Consider the following 16,741-nt stretch of genomic DNA (forward strand, 5'->3'; position numbering starts at 1 on the left):
CGTGCCCTTCATCTGCTGCTGGATCTGGGTGATGTCGGCCTGGATCTTGGTGCGGTCGATACCGGCGGTCTTGGCTTCGACCAGCAGCGCCTGGAGCTTGGTCAGGCCACCGTTCTTGTCGCCCACAACCGAGGTCAGAGCGGTATATTCGGTGTCGACGGTCGCAGCCGACAGACCGAGCGAGTCGGAGACAGCGGAGAGCGCGGCGTTGTCGGCGCGCATCGACGTCGCGATCGACCAGTAGGCGGCGTTGTCCGAAGCGGTGGCCACGCGCTGGCCGGTGGAGATCCGGGTCTGCGTGGTGGAGAGTTGCGAGCTCACAGACCGCAGGGTCTGGAGCGCGGTCATGGCGGTCGAGTTCGTAAGCAGGCTTGACATTGCGAATGTCCCTTTTTGTGTACGCGTTACATTTTCACTTTGGGACATACCGGGCTTTCACCGGTACGGAGGGGCGGCATCATGCCTTTGGACTGATATGGGTGGGGTCCAACCCGCCGTGACGCATTGCTAGCACGCCGAATCTTGCTTCCAGATTAAGACCGGCGGAAATTTCGTAGTAAAATCATATGGTTAAGATTACTTGCCGCTAACCATTCTCGCTAACCTTAACGAGCCGGGCGGCCGGCGATCGCGGCGCTTACGAGAACGACCGCACCAGTCCGGAGGCGAGCAGGTTCCAGCCGTCGATCAGCACGAAGAACAGCATCTTGAACGGCAGCGCGATGATCGTTGGCGGCATCATCATCATGCCCATCGACATGGTCAGCGTCGCCACGATCATGTCGATGACGAGGAACGGCAGGATGATGAGGAATCCGATCTCGAACGAACGCCTGAGCTCGGAGATCATGAAGGCCGGAATGATGACGCGCAGGTCGATGCGCTTGTCGTCGAACTTCTTGCGAAAGCTTTCCGCGGCGAGCGCCTCGAAGGTCTGGAGATCCTTGTCGCGGACATGGGCCAGCATGAACTCGCGGAACGGATCGGTGATCTTCAGATAGGCTTCCTCCTCCGAGATCTCGTTCTTCATGAGAGGCTGGACGCCGGTCTCCCAGGCGCGGTCGAAGGTCGGAGCCATCACGTAGAAGGTCATGAACAGCGCCAGGCTGATCAGCACCAGATTGGCCGGCGTGGTCTGGAGGCCAAGACCGGAGCGCAGGAACGACAGCGACACCGCAAACCGCGTGAAGCTCGTCACCATGATGAGCAGCCCCGGCGCCACCGACAGCACCGTGATCAGCGCCATCATCTGGATGATGCGGCCGCTGGTCGAGCCGTTGCCGGGCGGCAGCAGTGAGTTGAGATCGGGAATCTGGGCGAGTGCTACCTCTGGAAGCACGACCAGAACCAGCGCCAGCAGCAGGACTCTCACTCTCACTGGATCACCAACGTCTCAATAATCAGTTCGCGGACCTTGCCCGACGAGCGGATGGTTGCGCGTTCGGCGAGGTCGTCGCGCAGATGCTGGAGCCCGCGCGATCCCTCGAACTGCGCAACCGACGCCGACCGCAGATAAGTCACGATGTCCTCGCTGATGTGAGCGGCCAGGATGCCGGCATCCTCGTCGCTCATGCTCTCGGTCACCATGGAAGCCTCGACACGGGCCCAGTTGTTGGCCGGCGCGGCGAGATTGGTCACGATCGGGGACAGTTTTCTCAGCCGCGCGCTGCCAGCGTAGCTCGAGGCAATGGGCGGCGGCGTGGCGCTTTTCTTCGCGTCGGCGACGCGCTGGGCAGCCGCAAACAGATGCAGGCCGGCAATCGCGCCTGCACCGATCGCGACCAGGGTCAGGGCCACGATGGCAGCAATCAGGCGCATGACGTCCCCTGCCCTCGCGTCGCGGCCAGGCCGGTGCGCATCTCAGAATGGTGCCACGGCGTCATAGATCCGATGTCCCCATCCAGGCTGCTGCACGTCAGACAGATTTCCGCGACCGCCATAGGAAACGCGCGCCTCGGCGATCTTCTCGTAGGAGATCGTGTTGTTTCGCGAGATATCGCGTGGACGCACGATGCCGCCGACGTTGAGCACGCGCATCTCCGTGTTGACACCGAACTCCTGCGAGCCGCTGATCATCATATTGCCGTTCGGCAACACGTCGGTGACGACGGCGGCGATGGACAGCTTGATGTCCTCGGTGCGATCGATCTGGCCGTTGCCCTTGATCTGGGTGTTGGTGTTGAGGTTAGCGTTGGTCTGGCCCTTGTCCTGCCATCCCGCCACGTCCATCAGCCAGGCCAGCCCGAACTTGATCTGCGAATCGCGCGAGCGATCGGTCTTGTTGTCGAGCTTGGCCTTGTCCTGCATCGAGATGATCACTGTCACGACGTCGCCAACGCGCCGGGCGCGGGGATCGCGGAAAAGATCGGTGCCGTCATCCCAGGTCGAGCGATAGCTGACCGGCGTGTGCGTGCGGGGCGACACCGGGATCGGCTCGGCCTGCGTCCTCAGCCCGCTGCCCACGGGCGACAATTTCGGGCCGTACAGGATCTCGGCCGTATCGCGGGCACACCCGGCAAGCAACAGGAGCGACAGGATGAGGATCGGCTTCTTCATCTACTTGGTCTTTCCGTCATCCACACGACGCATGCCGCCAAGCAGATCGGCGAGGTGCGCCGCGCGTGCCGTATCCATCTCGTTGAAAATTGCGCTCGAACTCCTCGGGCTAAGCTTTGCCAGCACGGCGGCGGCGGTCTCGTCGGCCATGCCGGCGATCTGGGTGGCCGCAGCGTCGGGTTTCATGCGCGAATAGATCTCGACGACACTCGCTTCGGCCTTCTTCAGGAAGTCGTCGCGCAGCGCCATCCACTTCTCGTATTCGGCACGCTTGGCCTCGACCTCCGCGATCCGCTCGCGTAGCTGATTCTCGGCCTTCTCCAGCTCTTTCAGCTGCCAGGCCAGTCTTGCATCGACGGCGGGGTCGGCCACGTTGCTACAGAACAGGGCGACGTCGCCGTCTCCGGGCGCAGCGGCCGCGGGCGGTGCGGGTTTCGGCGGTGCCGTGACGCTGCCGGGCTTGGCCGGACGTACCGCCGCAGCTGTGGGCGTTGGCGCCGGTGCAGGCGGCTCGGAAGCGGGCACCGCGCCGGTGACCGCTAGTCCGGAGTCTTCAGCCGCCCACGCCGTCGCCCGGATGGACGCATAGTCGCCCGGGATTGCCGCGGCCGCTGTGCGCGGCTTCTGCGGTCCGGCCGCGCGGGCGAATGAGAGCAGGTTGAGCGGCTTCGACGGCTTCGCCTCATCCAGCGCCAGCACAGGCGACGTGCTCGCGAGCACGGACACCGCGAGGAAGAGAAGTTTGGCTTTGTGATCCAGTTTCAGCATCGGGCCGCGTGCGATTCTTGGTCGAGACCTGAGCATTGAGCGACCATGCTTGCACGACGCTTGCGCATCATTGCACGATGACATCGGCCTGGAGCGCGCCGGCCGTCTTGATCGCCTGAAGGATCGCGATGATGCCGGACGGCTTCAGGCCGATCTGGTTCAGCCCGCGCACCAGGCGCTGGAGATCGACGCCGCTGAGGATCGCCACCTGCGATCCGGCCTCGTTGGCTTCGACGACGGTCTGGGGAACGACCACTGTCTGCCCTAGCGAGAACGGCGCCGGCTGCGACACCACGGGAAGCTCGGTGACGCGGACCGTCAGATTGCCATGCGTCACCGCAACGGTCGATATCCGCACGTCGCGCCCGATGACGACCGTGCCGGTGCGCTCGTTGATCACCACCCGCGCCGGCGTATCCGGTTCGACTGTCAGCTCGCCGATTTCGGCAAGGAAGCGGACCGGGCCGATGTGGCGCGGCTTCGACAGCACGATAGTGCGGTAGTCGCGTTCGAAGGCGATCTGCGCGCGATAGCGGCCGCCGGCGAAGCGGTTGATGGCGTCGAGGATTCGCGTCGCCGTGACGAAGTCGGGGTTCTTGAGTTCCAGCACCAGGAACTCCATTTCGTGGAGACTTCCCTTCACCTCACGCTCGACCAGCGCGCCGTTCGGAATGCGCCCAGCGGTCGGCGTCCCCTGGCTGACGTTCTGAGCCTGACCTCCGACACTGTAGCCGGCGACCGTAACCGCTCCTTGCGCCACCGCGTAGACCGCACCGTCGGCCGCGCGCAGCGACGTCATCACCAGGGTGCCGCCGAGCAGCGAAGTCGCATCACCGAGCGACGACACGGTCACGTCCATCCGCTCGCCCGCCCCGATTGAAGGCAGCAGGTCCGCAGTCACCATCACGGCCGCGACGTTGCGTGTGCGCAGCGTCGTCGGGCGCGGGGGGGTTGTTGGTGCTCGTGGTCTCGTTCCTGACATTGATGCCCATATTCTCGAGCATCGATTGCAGGGACTGCTCCGTGAACGGAGCATTGCGAAGCGTGTCGCCGGTGCCGTTCAGGCCGATGACGAGGCCATAGCCGACGATCTGGTTTTCGCGCAGTCCCTTGATGTCCGCGATGTCCTTGATGCGGACAGCGGCCTGGGCGCTGGCGGCGGAAACGATGAGGAGGAGTGCAAGCAGGACTCTGGTCATGACCCGTCCACGACCTTGACGGTGCCGTCCGCCTGGACGACGCCCCTGATGATCACGCCAGTGTCGGTGTTTCGCACCGGGATGAGCGCGCCGGGCGCGCCGGACTGCATCGCCGAGCCGTAAGTGACGATCGACAGGCCACTGTCTTCCACCACGACCTTGACCATCGCGCCACGGGCGACGGTCCAGGGATCTTCCACGGAGTTGGTCGGGATCGGCTGGCCCGGCAGCAGCGTGCGCCGCGCCATACGGCCGACCAGGACCTGGCGTCCTTCGATGAACATGGCGACGCCGAGCAGATTCGGTGCGAACGCCCGCTCCGTGATCATGTCGTCCCGGATCAGCTCGCCGGCGCGAATCGATACGGCCGGCACGGGAAGCCGCTTCTCCTCGGCCGCAGCGACCTGCGCCGAGACGGGAACCAGCAGCACGGCGGCCAGCCCGCGCACCATCAAGCCCACCCTGTTCAACATCGAGACACCGGAACTAGCGCATGCCCTTCGAGACCGTCTGGGCCATTTCATCCGAAGCCTGGATGACCTTGGCATTCATTTCATAAGCACGCTGAGCCGAGATCAACTCGGTGATTTCCTTGACGGGATCGACGTTCGAGGCTTCGAGATATTGCTGGTTGATCTGGCCATAGCCGGGATCGCCCGGCAGTCCGACGACCGGCGTGCCTGACGCCGTGGTCTCGCGATAGAGATTGCCGCCCAGCGGCTCGAGGCCCGCTTCGTTGGCGAAGTTCGCGAGGTTCAGCTGGCCGATCTGCCGCGGGTTCACTTCCGTGTCCAGCTTGGCAAACACCTGGCCGGTCTTGTTGACGGTGACCTGAACCGTTCCCTGCGGCACCGTGATTGCCGGATCGAGCAGATAGCCGTCGATCGTGACGAGCTGGCTGTTGGCATTGGTGTTGAACGAGCCCGCGCGGGTGTATTGCACCTCGTTGTTCGGGCCCAATATCTGAAACCAGCCGCGGCCGTTGATCGCCAGGTCGTAAGGATTTCCGGTCTGCGTGAGCGCGCCCTGGATGTGCAGCTTGCGGATGGCCGCCGACTTGACGCCAAGGCCAAGATTGGCGCCTTCCGGAATCGGCGACGAGCCGTTGACGTTCGCGACGCCTTGCATGCGGTCCATCTGATAGAACAGATCGGTGAATTCCGCGCGCGCACGCTTGTACGACGTCGAGTTGATATTAGCGATGTTGTTCGCGATGACTTCGATGTTGGTCTGCTGGGCATTCATGCCCGTAGCCGCAATGGCGAGCGATTTCACAGCGTCACTCCTTCAGATCAAATCGACATCCGAACGACTTCTTGATAGGCCTGCACGACCTTGTCGCGAACCGCGACCGCCGTCTGCAAGGCCTGCTCGGCCGACATCAGCGCCTCGACGACGCGCCGCGTCGATTCCTTGCCCTGCATCGCCGAGATCGACGCCGCTTCGCCCGCCTTCAGCGTCCCGATCGCGTCCGTCGTCACCTGCTTCATCACCGAGCCGAAGCCGACGTCGTCGGTTGACTGGATCGCGGTCGGCGCCGCGGGCGCGATGGCCTGCGCCTCGGTCGCGCGGGACGCCGCCTGCCCTGCGGAAATCGCGGTGGAAGAAATCGCCTCAAGCATTGTCAGCTCCTCAGAAGGTCGATGGTCATGCCCAGCATCGACCTCACCTGTTTCACGACCTGGAGATTGGCCTCATAGGACCGATTGACTTCCCGCATGTCAGCCATCTCGATCATCATGTTCACGTTCGGCAGCTTCACGTAGCCGGCCTTGTCAGCGGCGGGATGCCCCGGATCGTACTCGACGCGGTACGGCGTGGTGTCGACCCCGATCTCCTTGACCTTCGCAAGCTGCGCGCCCGAGGCACGATCCATTGCAGCATCGAAAGTGATCGTCTTGCGCTGATACGGATCGGCGCCGGCGGTTCGCCCCGTCGACGTCGCGTTCGCGAGGTTTTCCGAGACGATGCGCATGCGAGTCGACTGCGCCTCGAGCCCGGAGCTCGCGACCGTCAATGAAGCTTGCAATGAGTCCAGCATGTCAGTTCACCTCAGGCCTTCGCGCTCGACAGCAGCATGCGGTGAAACGACCGCACGACCGCCGAATTCATCGAGTAGTCGCGATTGACGTCGCTACCCTTGATCATCTCCTGCTCGAGACTGACGGAGTTGCCGGAGTGAACCACCTCCCAGCTGTCCTTCTTCGAAGTCGCCCGCGTGTCGGTCTCGGCCGGGGAAAGCTGCATGTGCGAGGGCGATGTCGTCGCGAGCCTGACCGGCATGCCGTCGAGCACCTTGTTGAAGGGCTCAACGTCGCGAGCCTTGAAGCCCGGCGTATTGGCGTTGGCGACATTGGTCGCGATGGTCGACTGGCGAACCTCGAGCCAGCGTGCCTGCGACGATGCGAGTTCGAAGAGATAAAGCGGTCCCACGACAGCCCCATTCTGATCCATTCGAGAGAAGCTTAGGGCCGCAAGCTTTCGTCAGGCTGATGCGCGAGACGTCGTCCTCGGAAATCTACTGAACCTTTTCGGGTCGCGGCGTCTGCTTCGACTGGAGGAAGTAGATGATCTCGGCCACAGGACGGAAGAATTCCGCCGGAATCACCTGATCGACCTGAACAGCCTCGTAGAGCGCGCGTGCCAGCGCCTTGTTCTCGATCACCGGAATTCTGTTCTGCTCGGCGACCTCGCGGATCTTCAGCGCGATCACGTCCATGCCCTTCGCCACGACGAGCGGCGCCGGGTTTTCCTCACGCTTGTAGCGCAGCGCGATCGCAAAGTGCGTGGGGTTCGCGATCACCAGCGTCGCACGCGATGCAGAGGCGATCATCCGCTGCCGCGAGCGATCGCGCGCCAGCGAACGCAGGCGTGCCTTGACCAGCGGATCGCCCTCGGCCTGCTTGTGCTCGTCCTTGATCTCCTGCCGCGTCATGCGCAGCTGGCGACGCCAGTGGAAGCGCGCCCAGGCAAGATCAATCGCGACCAGGACGATGGTCGCAATACAGATCGCCGAAACGATCCGCATCGCGATGTTGAGAATCATCTCCGGCAGCGCGACCGGATCGGTGTACATCGCCTCGAACGCCTTCGCTTCCGACGAGCGCAGCACGAAGACGACGACAGCCGTCACCGAAACGAGCTTGAACAGCGACTTTGCGAACTCCACGAGGCCCTGCGATCCGAACAGCCGGCTCCAGCCGCCGATCGGAGAGATTCGCGATAAATCCGGCTTGATGCGCTCCAGCACCAGACGCGGCGCATTTTGTAGAAGCGACGAAGCCAGCCCGAATACCGCCAGAATGACGACCAGCGGCACCAGGAACCGCAACGCCTGGAGGCCTACGACCGTGAGAAGGTTTTGTGCATCTGCCCCGGTGCTCAGCGGGAAGCCCTCGGGGTCGTCGAGAAAGCTCTTCAGGGTCGGCGTCAACCGCTGCACGCCCTGGCCGATCAGGAACGCCTGGATCACCATCAGCGCCGCCATCGAGGCGAAGATGGAAGCCTCCCGAGAGACCGGGATTTTGCCCTGTTCGAGCGAATCGCGGACTTTCTTCTCGGTCGGCTCTTCTGTTTTGCTCTCCTGATCGGATGATTCTGCCATGCCCGTTCAGCGGTCAGCGGAAGACCAGCTCGTCCTCCTGCTCCGGGTTGAGCTCGATTTCGCCCTTCTCCGCGAGCTCGAGGGCGAGGTCGGTAATCACGCGCCGCGCCTCCAGCACGTCGCGCTGGTTCGACGGCTCGCCGATGGCGAGTTCATGCTCGACGACGCGACGGACGCGCGAGGCGACCGAGGACAGGATCAGTTCGCGGAATTGCTTGTCGGTCCCCTTCAGCGCGATGACGATGCGATCGGTCGGCACCTGGTCGAAGATCATGGTGCGCGCCTTCGGTGTCAGGTTGATCACGTCGTCGAAGGTGAACAGCAGTTCCTTCAGCACCTCGGCAGATTTTGGCCGCTTCTCCGACAGGCTCTTCAGCATGTCCTCGATGTGGCCGCGCTCCATCTTGTTGATGATGTCCGCGACACGGGCGTAGGTGTCCGCGCCGAGGTTGCGGGCGAAATTCAGCGTCAAATCCTCGTGCAGCGTCTTCTCGAGGACTCTCATGGCGTCGTCGGCGATCGGCTTTAGGCTGAGCACGCGCCGCATCAGCTCATTGCGCAGGCTCGAGGGTAGCTGGCTCATGACCTTGGCGGCACAGGCGGGCTTGACCTTGGACAGGATGAGCGCCGCGGTCTGCGGATGCTCCTTCGAGAGATAGCTTGCGAGCGAGTTTTCAGAAACCGACGAGACGCGGTCCCACACCGACCGGCTCGAATTGCCGAGCAGGTCTGACATGATCGCCGAGACCTGTTCGGCAGGAAGTACGTCGCCAAGCACGGCCTCCAGGCCGCCGAGCGTGCCGAGAATGTTGGCACCCGTCGAGAACTGCTGGGCAAACTCCTCGACGATCGCCTCCAGCTCCTGCGCCGTGATCGGCCGCAGCTCTGCTGCGGCCTTGGTGACGATGCGAATTTCCTGCGGCTCGAACTGCTGCAGCACGCTCGCGGCCGCCTGCCGGCCCATAGCCAGCAGAAGCGCCGCGACCTTTTCCGTTCCGCCCAGCGTGGCAACGCCTCGCTGCTTGATGGGGGCGATGCCGACCTGTGCCGCCATGGTCAGCTATCACCTTGCCCCAGCGGCCCGACGATCTCGGTGAGCGAGACGCCGAAGCGGGAATTGTCCTCTTCGACGACGACCACCTCGCCGCGAGCAACGACGCGGCCGTTGACCACGACGTCGACGGGCTCGCCGACGCGGTGATCCAGCGGAACCACCGCGCCGCGGCCGAGCTTCATCAGATTCGCGACCGGAATGGTTGCCGAACCGAGCACCACCTGCATAGTGACGGGAATGCGCAGGATGGCATCGACATTGGCGAACTTGCCTGTCTCTTCCGCCGTGCGTGCGGCGATTTCGGCCAGCCGCTCCAGCGGAGATGATTCAGAATGCTCCTGGTCGGATGCCGATGCTCGAGCGGCAGACTCATAGTCGAAGGATTGCGCCATTTGATATCGCCTCTTGGTATTTCCGCTCCCGGAGCGCCGCGACGTTCCGACCGTATTTATTCCGCCAGCCTCGGCTTCAATGCTTGTTCATATCGGCGCTGGCCGCGGTCGCGGCGGATACGAGCCCGCTCCGCGCGTCGAGCGCCGCGATCGCCTCATGGGCCTGATCGATCTTCGTGCTCAGCACGCTGGCGAGCCGTCCGAGATTTGCGGTTGAATCGTGCGCTGCAGTGACCACCGTGTCGAACGCGCCTGCCGTCTCGTGAACGATGTTGGAGAATTCGCCCTGGTAGCTGCGCAACCGCGCCAGCTCGCGGTGCATCTTGGTCACCCGTATGCTGGTGAAAGCGAGCGCAATCAGCAGCACGGCATCAACGAGATAGGATATCATCGACGAACTCCCGCTTCTGATCGACGGGATCTGCCACCTGCATGGCGTAATAGCCATCAAGCTGGCCGATCTGACACCAGAACAACACCTGGTTGTTGCTTTCGAGCCGGGCCAGCGTGCGCGGCGTGGCTTCGAGCTCGAGAACCTGCCCGACGTGGAACTTCACGACGTCATCGAGAGATATCATCTTCTCATCGAGCACCGCGCTCAGCGTCACCTCGGTTCGGTGAACCTCGCTCTCCATCTGCTCGCGCCAGCGCGGATCGGCCGCGCGACCATCGCTGACGACGACATGCGCGAGCTTCTGCCGCAACGGGTTGAGCGCGGAGTGCGGAATGATGAGGAACATCTGGCCGCCGCGATAGAGCGCCTGCAACATGATGTTCGCGCAGATCGACATGTTGCCGCTGCGCCCAATGGCCAGTGAAGCCATGGCGGTCTCGACCCGCTCCACGCGGAAGGTGACGTTGGAGGTGCCGGCGAATGCGGATTGCAGCGCCTTGGCGAACCGCTCGAACAGCGCCTGGACCAGACGAATCTCGATGTTGGAGAAGGAGCGCTCGACGTCGAGCGGCGGTTCGGCGCCGTCGGAGCCGAACATCGCCTCCACCATCGTGAACACGAAATCGCGGTCGAGCATGATGATGACGCGGGAGTCCCACTCCTCGGCATAGAGCACGGCAGCGACCGCGTTGGCCTCGTAGTCTTTGATGATGTCACCGACGCGATCGTTGGTGATGCCGTTGACGGAGAAATAGCAGGGCGTTCCGGCCATCGGCTGCAGGCTGTCCGTACACGATGCCGCCATGCGATCGAAGATCACATTGAGCATCGGCATGCGTTCGATCGATATGCCGGCAGCGTCCAGCAAATAGTTCGGCAGCTGCTTCCGCTGATCGACTTCGACGTCTTCCATCATCATGCGCGTGCAGCCTTGGGTTCGGCCTCGGTGACGACGGCCTTCGGACCTGCGATCGTCTCATTCTCGACGACGTCGATCGACGGCCGCTCCGTGCTCGCAATCATCTTGCGGCCGTGCTCGACGGCGATCTGCGGCATGGCGCCATTCATGAAGGCCAGCAGCGTCTGCTTGACGATGATGTAGGGCCGGCAGCGCTTCTCGCGGGTCATCTTGATCTTCAGCGCGAAGGGCGAAATGATGCCGTAGGAGAGGAAGATGCCGGCGAAGGTGCCGACCAGGGCCGCGCCGATGAAGCCGCCAAGCAGCTTCGGCGACTGGTCGAGCGCTCCCATGGCCTTGATGACGCCGAGCACGGCGGCGACGATGCCGAGCGCCGGCAGCGCCTCGGACACCACCACCAACGCATTGTAGGGCGTCAGCTTGCTCTTCACGATGGTGTGGATTTCCTCGTCCATCAGCGCCTCGATCTCATGCGTGCGCGCGTTCCCCATGATGATGAGGCGGACATAGTCGCAGATGAACTGGAGCAGCGACGGATCGCCGAGCACGCTCGGGAACGCCTTGAAGATCTCGGAGGAGGCGGGATCGTCGATATGGGCTTCGACCTCGTTGCGGCCCTTGCCCCGCAGCTCGCGCATCAGGGCATGGAGGGCCCCGAGCAGATCGAGATAGTAACGTTCACTCGGTACCGCACCGGTCATGGCCTGCACGCAGGCAAGCCCGGTATCGACCACCGTTTTCCACGGATTGGCTACGATGAAGGTGCCAACCGCGGTGCCCATGATGATGACGAACTCCCACGGCTGCATAAGCACGGCCAGATGCCCGCCCATGGCGGCAAATCCGCCCAGCAGAGCCGCTACCGTGATGACAACCCCCACGAAACTGCCCAACGCATCGCTCCATCGCCAATCCCACCGGGAACATTTAGTCGGCGACGCTTGCGCGAAGCTGGCTTCCCCATCGCCAGCCTCACGCAAGCAATTCGCGGCAGCTTGCGATGATGTCACAACGGCGACCAGAGGGGCGCGTGTCATGCTATCCACGATCGCGGACTACACCAGACTAACCAAGGACATGGGAAAGTCGCTGACGCAGGTCGCGAAGGAGCCCGATGTCAGCCGCGAGACCGATTATTTCCTTAGCCATATCGGTAACGTGAAGACCATCGACGATTTCCTGAAGGACTATCGCCTCTACTCCTACGCGATGAAGGCCTATGGCCTCAGCGACATGACCTACGCCAAGGCGTTCATGCGCAAGGTGCTGACCGAGGGTATCGCCAACAACAAGACCTTCGCCAACAAGCTGACCGACACCCGCTACCGGCAATTCGCCGCCGCCTTCAATTTCGCTGCCCTCGGCGACAAGGCGACCCAGACGGCCGCGGCCACGACCGGCACGGCAACGCAATACGTCACGCAGACGATGGAGGAGAAGGCCGGCGACCAGAACGAGGGTCTTCGGCTGGCACTCTATTTCACGCGCAAGGCCTCCACGGTCACGACCGCCTACCAGATCCTCGCCGACAAGGCGCTGACCCAGGTGGTTCAGACGGCGCTCGGCCTGCCGGCGACCATCAGCTCGGCCGACATCGACGCCCAGGCCAAGATGATCACGAACAAGATCAACCTCACCGATTTCCAGGACCCGACCAAGGTGACCAAATTCGTACAGCGCTTTGCGGCCATGTGGGATGCGACCCAGGTCCAGAGCGACAACTCGACCAACCCCGCGCTGGTCCTGATCGGCGGAGCGTCGTCGATGACCGGCATGGATACCGACATGCTCTCGAAGCTTCAGTCCATCCGGTTCGGAAAGTAAGTCATGCAATCTGCTCTCTATGTGGGATTGTCGGCGCAGGTCGCCCTCGAAAAGCGCCTCCAGACGATCGCCAACAACGTCGCCAACGTCAACACGGGGGGGGTTCCGCACGGACGTTGTGAAGTTCGAGACGATACTGTCCAAGGCCGGCGCGAACCCGGTCGCCTTCTCCTCGCCCGGCGATAACATCATCTCGCGCGAGACCGGCAGCGTCACCGAGAGCGGCAACCCGCTCGACGTCGCCGTGGTCGGACAGGGCTGGATCGCCTTCGCCGGCCCGAACGGCACGGTCTATACGCGCGACGGCCGCCTCCAGATCGCCTCCAACGGCGATCTTCAGACCGTGTCCGGCTTCCCCGTCATCGATGCCGGCGGCGCGCAGATCACGATCGACCCGAACGGTGGACCGATCTCGATCGCGCGCAGCGGCGCGATCACCCAGGACAACAACGAGATCGGCTCCATTGGCCTGTTCAACATTCCCGCTAACGCCAATCTCGAGCGCTACGGCAATTCCGGCGTCATACCCGACCGGCCTGCGACCACCATCGCCGACTTCTCCCGCGACGGCTTCAAGCAGGGCTATGTCGAGGGCTCCGGAGCCAATCCGTTGCTCGAATTGACGCGGCTGATTTCGGCCTCGCGCGCCTTCGACGGCACCAATTCGATGATCGAAGGCACCGAGAGCTCGCTCCAGAACGCAATCCGGACGCTGGGCGAGCCCGGCAAGTAGACTGCGCCTCGCGCGCACTGAAGGTGGACGGTTTCCTTGAACGCTCTTCGGCAACTCGAGTGGGCGCTGCTGGAGCTTCAGCAGAGCACTCCCCTGGCAAGCGTCAGCGGCGCGATCTCGGAGATCGCGCCGACGCATTTCCGCGTCTCCGGCCTGTCGCGCTTCGTCAGGCTTGGTGAACTGATCGGCGTCAACTCCGGCGGCAGGCCCCAGATCGGCGAGGTGGTGCGGATCGACAGCGAGGGCATCATCGCCAAGCCGTTCGACCGGCAATTCTCCGGCGGCCTCGGCTCGGTCGCCTACCGGATGCCGCCCTTGTCCCTTGCGCCGGATCCGAGCTGGAAGGGCCGCGTCATCAACGCGCTCGGGGCGCCGCTGGACGGACAGGGTCCCCTCACTCCGGGATCGCGGGCGGTGTCCACTGAGGCCGAGGCGCCTTCGGCCATGAAGCGCGCGCGCGTCCACAAGCCGCTGCGCACCGGCGTGCGCGTCATCGATTTGTTCGCCCCGATCTGCGCCGGCCAGCGCGTCGGCATCTTTGCCGGCTCCGGCGTCGGCAAGTCGACGCTGCTTGCGATGCTGGCCCGCAGCCAGGGTTTTGACACTGTCGTGCTGGCGCTCGTCGGCGAACGCGGCCGCGAGGTGCGCGAATTCATCGAGGACGTGCTCGGCGCCAACCGCAACCGCGCGGTCACAATCGTATCGACGGGAGATGAAAGCCCGATGATGCGGCGACTGGCGCCGAAAACTGCAATGGCGGTCGCCGAGTATTTCCGCGACCGCGGCGAATCGGTCCTGCTCGTGGTCGATTCGATCACCCGTTTCGCTCACGCCGCCCGCGAGGTCGCCCTTGCCGCCGGGGAGCCCGCGGTCGCGCGCGGCTACGCGCCGACGGTCTTCACCGACCTGCCGCGCCTTCTGGAGCGCGCCGGCCCCGGCGAGGAGGGATCCGGGACGATCACCGGGATATTCTCCGTTCTGGTCGACGGCGACGACCACAACGATCCGATCGCCGACACCATCCGCAGCACGCTCGACGGGCATATCGTGCTCAGCCGGCACATCGCCGATCAGGCGCGTTATCCGGCCGTCGACGTGCTGGCCTCGGTCTCCCGCCTCGCCCATAATGTCTGGGACCCCGAGGAGCGCGAGCTGGTGAGCAAACTGCGCACCATGATCGCAAAATACGAGGACACGCGCGACCTTCGCCTGATGGGCGGATACCAGGCCGGGCGCGATTCCGGCCTCGACCAGGCGGTCGACATGGCCCCGAGAATCTACAGCGCCATGCGGCAAGATGCCTCAGCCCCGCCAAGCGCCGACCCGTTCCGCGAGCTGAGGGACATGCTCAGGGGCGAATAGCAGGGTGAGACGGCGCGCGAGGCGCGCCCGCGATCCCGCCTTGCTCATGATCGCGACAGCCGATCACGCATGCCGCCAGGCTACCGGTGCACGCGCACGCGTCGCCCCCAGCCGCTTTCCGTCGTGAGCGGATCAACCATTTGGTTGAAGATCGGGTAGCGCGGCGAAAGCGGCGCGATCGGAGCCTTTTCGCGGCCATTGCCGCAACAACCGCCGCGTGCAATCCTTACGAATTCCCTTGGCGATTCTCTGACCGATCGCACAAGTTGTGGATGACATGCCGATGCACACCGTCGCCATGCACAAGCTTCCATCAATTTCCATCAACGATGGACCCCGACATGCGTGCAATCAAACCGCAGCATAGTTGTGTGCAAATGCCTTGTTACACTGCGTCTCGCGTTCACTATCACGTGTCCTGAAGAGCGAGATTGTCTTGAACGCTACAGTCATCAGCAGCGACATCCAGGTTCCGGGACGTCTCTACTTGATTTTGTTTAGAAGCTCATTCATCGTTTCGACGGAACATAAGAAACTTCTGCTTGTGACTTGAACTCAGGGGCTTCGGTTGAACAACTCCGATCCATCGTCCGCTGGTGGCGGCAACTCGGGCTCCCGTGCGGCGACGACGCGTTTGGCATGCCGTGAGCGACACAGCCTCCCACTCCGGACTACACGACACCGATTGGTCCAGGTCGGAGGCGTTGCAGTCCGCGCCTTCGAGCATGAGTTGGGTGCGACGTGCTCATCGGACACTTCCGGTCGTCTGACGTCTCTCGAACAATTCTCGAGCCAGGACGCACGGCGGCTGCGGGGCGCCGCAGACGAAGTCCCGGGGACGAGGTAAATTGATGCCGCTGGCACGAGAAGCCGTCGAGCTGCTGGTTCAGGCGGCGAGGGCTTGGTATTTCGAAGGCAATCAACATGGATTGCGCGATCGGGAATGGATGGCGCTGCGCTTTCTCGGCCGCGCCAACAGGTTCTCGCGCACGCCCTCCGCACTCGCCGGCTTCATCGGCTCCACCAGGGCGACGGCATCGCAGATCGTGAAGACGCTGGAGAGCAAGTCCTTCCTGATGCGAAAGCCGTCGCACGAGGACAAGCGCTCCGTCGTGCTCCACGTCACCGCGCAGGGCGAGAAATGCCTGAACCAGCACGACCCGATCAATCACGTGGTGAATGCGGTCACGGCGCTGGGGACCGATGAGTGCATCAAGCTGCGCGACTCGCTGCGGGAGGTCCTTAATCACCTCGACGCGGCCCATCAGCGCCTTGACGCCAGCATCTGTCGGGACTGCATGTTTCTCGCCGAACGCAGCCCCAGCTCCGGTCCGGGCAGCGGGAAGGGACGCGCAACCGCCGAATTCATGTGCCGGCTGTATCGCGCCCCGATCTCGCTCGAGGAAACCGAACTGCTCTGCACCAGTTTCGAGCGCACCCGCGACCGCCCGAAGATCGAGGAGCATCTCGACCGCGCACGCGTGGCGAGCCAGGGGTGAGTCGAAGGTTCGCAGCCTGACTGCACACGGAGCTGTCTCCACGTCTCTCGCGTCCCGGCGCGCTGCGGCACCGAAAGCGCGTTTACGCGCGTCTCGACGCGCTATGGTGACGCTGCGCAGAGCCGGGACCCAGATGACGACACGGCGAAGGTGCGGAGACATGGGCCCCCGGGCTCTGCAGCGCACCGCCCGCTGGACGATGCTTCGCATCGCCAGGATGGCGCTGCGCTGCGTCCGGGGCACGAGCGGGAGTTTGTCGCGCACAGTCACCGCATCGTCATTGCGAGCGCAGCGAAGCAATCCAGAGTCTTTCCGCGGAGAGAATCTGGAGTTGCTTCGCTGCGCTCGCAATGACGGAGTATGAGGCAGCATCGCGATCCTCCCATGCGCAGCACTCGTAGGATGGGTAGAGCGAAGCGAAACCCATCAACGCTTTC

The 16,741-nt window shown here is 63.5% G+C and carries 19 protein-coding genes and 2 pseudogenes; 4 read left to right on the top strand and 17 right to left on the bottom strand.

The annotated features are described in order from the left end of the window. The 17 genes and pseudogenes from AC629_RS36155 to motA all read right to left on the bottom strand — a co-directional run. Positions 1–378 (bottom strand): flagellin N-terminal helical domain-containing protein (locus AC629_RS36155; RefSeq protein ID WP_502693077.1); only part of this gene is annotated, 378 nt, incomplete at its 3' end. A gap of 259 nt (positions 379–637) precedes the next feature. After that, positions 638–1,378 (bottom strand): flagellar type III secretion system pore protein FliP, encoded by a 741-nt coding sequence (gene fliP / locus AC629_RS36160; RefSeq protein ID WP_084809527.1) that lies wholly within the window; start codon positions 1,376–1,378, stop codon positions 638–640. Next, positions 1,375–1,818: a flagellar basal body-associated FliL family protein gene (locus AC629_RS36165; protein ID WP_084809528.1), complete on the bottom strand. Its 444-nt coding sequence runs from the start codon at positions 1,816–1,818 to the stop codon at positions 1,375–1,377. The genes fliP and AC629_RS36165 overlap by 4 nt, the downstream gene beginning before the upstream one ends. A gap of 42 nt (positions 1,819–1,860) precedes the next feature. After that, entirely contained in the window at positions 1,861–2,556 is a 696-nt protein-coding gene (flgH, locus tag AC629_RS36170) for a flagellar basal body L-ring protein FlgH (protein ID WP_084809529.1), read from the bottom strand. After that, positions 2,557–3,324 carry a MotE family protein gene (locus tag AC629_RS36175; protein ID WP_084809530.1) on the bottom strand — a complete coding sequence of 256 codons (768 nt, stop codon included), beginning with the start codon at positions 3,322–3,324 and terminating at the stop codon, positions 2,557–2,559. A 67-nt stretch (positions 3,325–3,391) separates the two neighbouring features. Beyond that, positions 3,392–4,523, bottom strand: a pseudogene (gene flgI / locus AC629_RS36180) (flagellar basal body P-ring protein FlgI). Beyond that, complete coding sequence (gene flgA, locus AC629_RS36185) at positions 4,520–4,996, bottom strand: flagellar basal body P-ring formation chaperone FlgA (RefSeq protein WP_084809531.1); 477 nt, start codon at positions 4,994–4,996, stop codon at positions 4,520–4,522. Before flgA ends, flgI begins: the two are co-directional and overlap by 4 nt. A gap of 13 nt (positions 4,997–5,009) precedes the next feature. Then, complete coding sequence (flgG, locus tag AC629_RS36190; protein ID WP_084809532.1) at positions 5,010–5,798, bottom strand: flagellar basal-body rod protein FlgG; 789 nt, start codon at positions 5,796–5,798, stop codon at positions 5,010–5,012. 17 nt (positions 5,799–5,815) lie between these two features. Beyond that, positions 5,816–6,145 (bottom strand): flagellar hook-basal body complex protein FliE, encoded by a 330-nt coding sequence (fliE, locus tag AC629_RS36195; RefSeq protein ID WP_084809533.1) that lies wholly within the window; start codon positions 6,143–6,145, stop codon positions 5,816–5,818. Between the two features lie 2 nt (positions 6,146–6,147). Continuing rightward, a complete protein-coding gene (flgC, locus tag AC629_RS36200; protein WP_024339327.1) occupies positions 6,148–6,564 on the bottom strand; it encodes a flagellar basal body rod protein FlgC in 417 nt (138 codons plus the stop codon). Positions 6,565–6,575: 11 nt separating this feature from the next. Next, positions 6,576–6,977, bottom strand: a complete 402-nt coding sequence (gene flgB, locus AC629_RS36205; RefSeq protein WP_084809534.1) for a flagellar basal body rod protein FlgB — start codon at positions 6,975–6,977, stop codon at positions 6,576–6,578. Between the two features lie 64 nt (positions 6,978–7,041). Next, positions 7,042–8,127 carry a flagellar biosynthesis protein FlhB gene (flhB, locus tag AC629_RS36210; protein WP_084809535.1) on the bottom strand — a complete coding sequence of 362 codons (1,086 nt, stop codon included), beginning with the start codon at positions 8,125–8,127 and terminating at the stop codon, positions 7,042–7,044. A gap of 13 nt (positions 8,128–8,140) precedes the next feature. After that, positions 8,141–9,181, bottom strand: a complete 1,041-nt coding sequence (locus tag AC629_RS36215) for a flagellar motor switch protein FliG (protein WP_084809536.1) — start codon at positions 9,179–9,181, stop codon at positions 8,141–8,143. A gap of 2 nt (positions 9,182–9,183) precedes the next feature. Beyond that, entirely contained in the window at positions 9,184–9,573 is a 390-nt protein-coding gene (gene fliN / locus AC629_RS36220) for a flagellar motor switch protein FliN (RefSeq protein ID WP_084809537.1), read from the bottom strand. A gap of 76 nt (positions 9,574–9,649) precedes the next feature. Continuing rightward, complete coding sequence (locus AC629_RS36225) at positions 9,650–9,964, bottom strand: hypothetical protein (protein WP_084809538.1); 315 nt, start codon at positions 9,962–9,964, stop codon at positions 9,650–9,652. Next, a complete protein-coding gene (locus tag AC629_RS36230; RefSeq protein ID WP_084809539.1) occupies positions 9,945–10,886 on the bottom strand; it encodes a flagellar motor switch protein FliM in 942 nt (313 codons plus the stop codon). Before AC629_RS36230 ends, AC629_RS36225 begins: the two co-directional genes overlap by 20 nt. Then, on the bottom strand, positions 10,883–11,779 hold the full coding sequence (motA, locus tag AC629_RS36235) for a flagellar motor stator protein MotA (RefSeq protein ID WP_084809540.1): 897 nt from the start codon (positions 11,777–11,779) through the stop codon (positions 10,883–10,885). Before motA ends, AC629_RS36230 begins: the two co-directional genes overlap by 4 nt. A 142-nt stretch (positions 11,780–11,921) precedes the next feature. Between motA and AC629_RS36240 the strand changes: the two genes are divergently transcribed. The 4 genes and pseudogenes from AC629_RS36240 (at position 11,922) to AC629_RS36255 (ending at position 16,304) form a co-directional block, all read left to right on the top strand. Continuing rightward, entirely contained in the window at positions 11,922–12,710 is a 789-nt protein-coding gene (locus AC629_RS36240) for a DUF1217 domain-containing protein (RefSeq protein WP_084809541.1), read from the top strand. Positions 12,711–12,713: 3 nt separating this feature from the next. Beyond that, positions 12,714–13,443, top strand: a pseudogene (flgF, locus tag AC629_RS36245) (flagellar basal-body rod protein FlgF). Positions 13,444–13,479: 36 nt separating this feature from the next. Continuing rightward, positions 13,480–14,805 (top strand): flagellar protein export ATPase FliI, encoded by a 1,326-nt coding sequence (fliI, locus tag AC629_RS36250; RefSeq protein ID WP_084809542.1) that lies wholly within the window; start codon positions 13,480–13,482, stop codon positions 14,803–14,805. Positions 14,806–15,656: 851 nt separating this feature from the next. After that, positions 15,657–16,304 carry a MarR family winged helix-turn-helix transcriptional regulator gene (locus tag AC629_RS36255; protein WP_084809543.1) on the top strand — a complete coding sequence of 216 codons (648 nt, stop codon included), beginning with the start codon at positions 15,657–15,659 and terminating at the stop codon, positions 16,302–16,304. The last annotated feature ends 437 nt before the right edge of the window (positions 16,305–16,741 follow it).

It is taken from the genome of Bradyrhizobium sp. NAS80.1, from assembly GCF_001908205.1.
Taxonomy (GTDB): Bacteria; Pseudomonadota; Alphaproteobacteria; order Rhizobiales; family Xanthobacteraceae; genus Bradyrhizobium.

Coding starts and splice junctions, on each gene's coding strand:
- flhB (WP_084809535.1), bottom strand. CDS start 8,127: ATGGCAGAATCATCCGATCAGGAGAGCAAAACAGAAGAGCCGACCGAG.
- AC629_RS36230 (WP_084809539.1), bottom strand. CDS start 10,886: ATGATGATGGAAGACGTCGAAGTCGATCAGCGGAAGCAGCTGCCGAAC.
- AC629_RS36175 (WP_084809530.1), bottom strand. CDS start 3,324: ATGCTGAAACTGGATCACAAAGCCAAACTTCTCTTCCTCGCGGTGTCC.
- flgH (WP_084809529.1), bottom strand. CDS start 2,556: ATGAAGAAGCCGATCCTCATCCTGTCGCTCCTGTTGCTTGCCGGGTGT.
- fliE (WP_084809533.1), bottom strand. CDS start 6,145: ATGCTTGAGGCGATTTCTTCCACCGCGATTTCCGCAGGGCAGGCGGCG.
- AC629_RS36225 (WP_084809538.1), bottom strand. CDS start 9,964: ATGATATCCTATCTCGTTGATGCCGTGCTGCTGATTGCGCTCGCTTTC.
- AC629_RS36255 (WP_084809543.1), top strand. CDS start 15,657: ATGCCGCTGGCACGAGAAGCCGTCGAGCTGCTGGTTCAGGCGGCGAGG.
- fliN (WP_084809537.1), bottom strand. CDS start 9,573: ATGGCGCAATCCTTCGACTATGAGTCTGCCGCTCGAGCATCGGCATCC.
- AC629_RS36215 (WP_084809536.1), bottom strand. CDS start 9,181: ATGGCGGCACAGGTCGGCATCGCCCCCATCAAGCAGCGAGGCGTTGCC.
- flgB (WP_084809534.1), bottom strand. CDS start 6,977: ATGGATCAGAATGGGGCTGTCGTGGGACCGCTTTATCTCTTCGAACTC.
- AC629_RS36165 (WP_084809528.1), bottom strand. CDS start 1,818: ATGCGCCTGATTGCTGCCATCGTGGCCCTGACCCTGGTCGCGATCGGT.
- flgA (WP_084809531.1), bottom strand. CDS start 4,996: ATGTTGAACAGGGTGGGCTTGATGGTGCGCGGGCTGGCCGCCGTGCTG.
- AC629_RS36240 (WP_084809541.1), top strand. CDS start 11,922: ATGCTATCCACGATCGCGGACTACACCAGACTAACCAAGGACATGGGA.
- flgC (WP_024339327.1), bottom strand. CDS start 6,564: ATGCTGGACTCATTGCAAGCTTCATTGACGGTCGCGAGCTCCGGGCTC.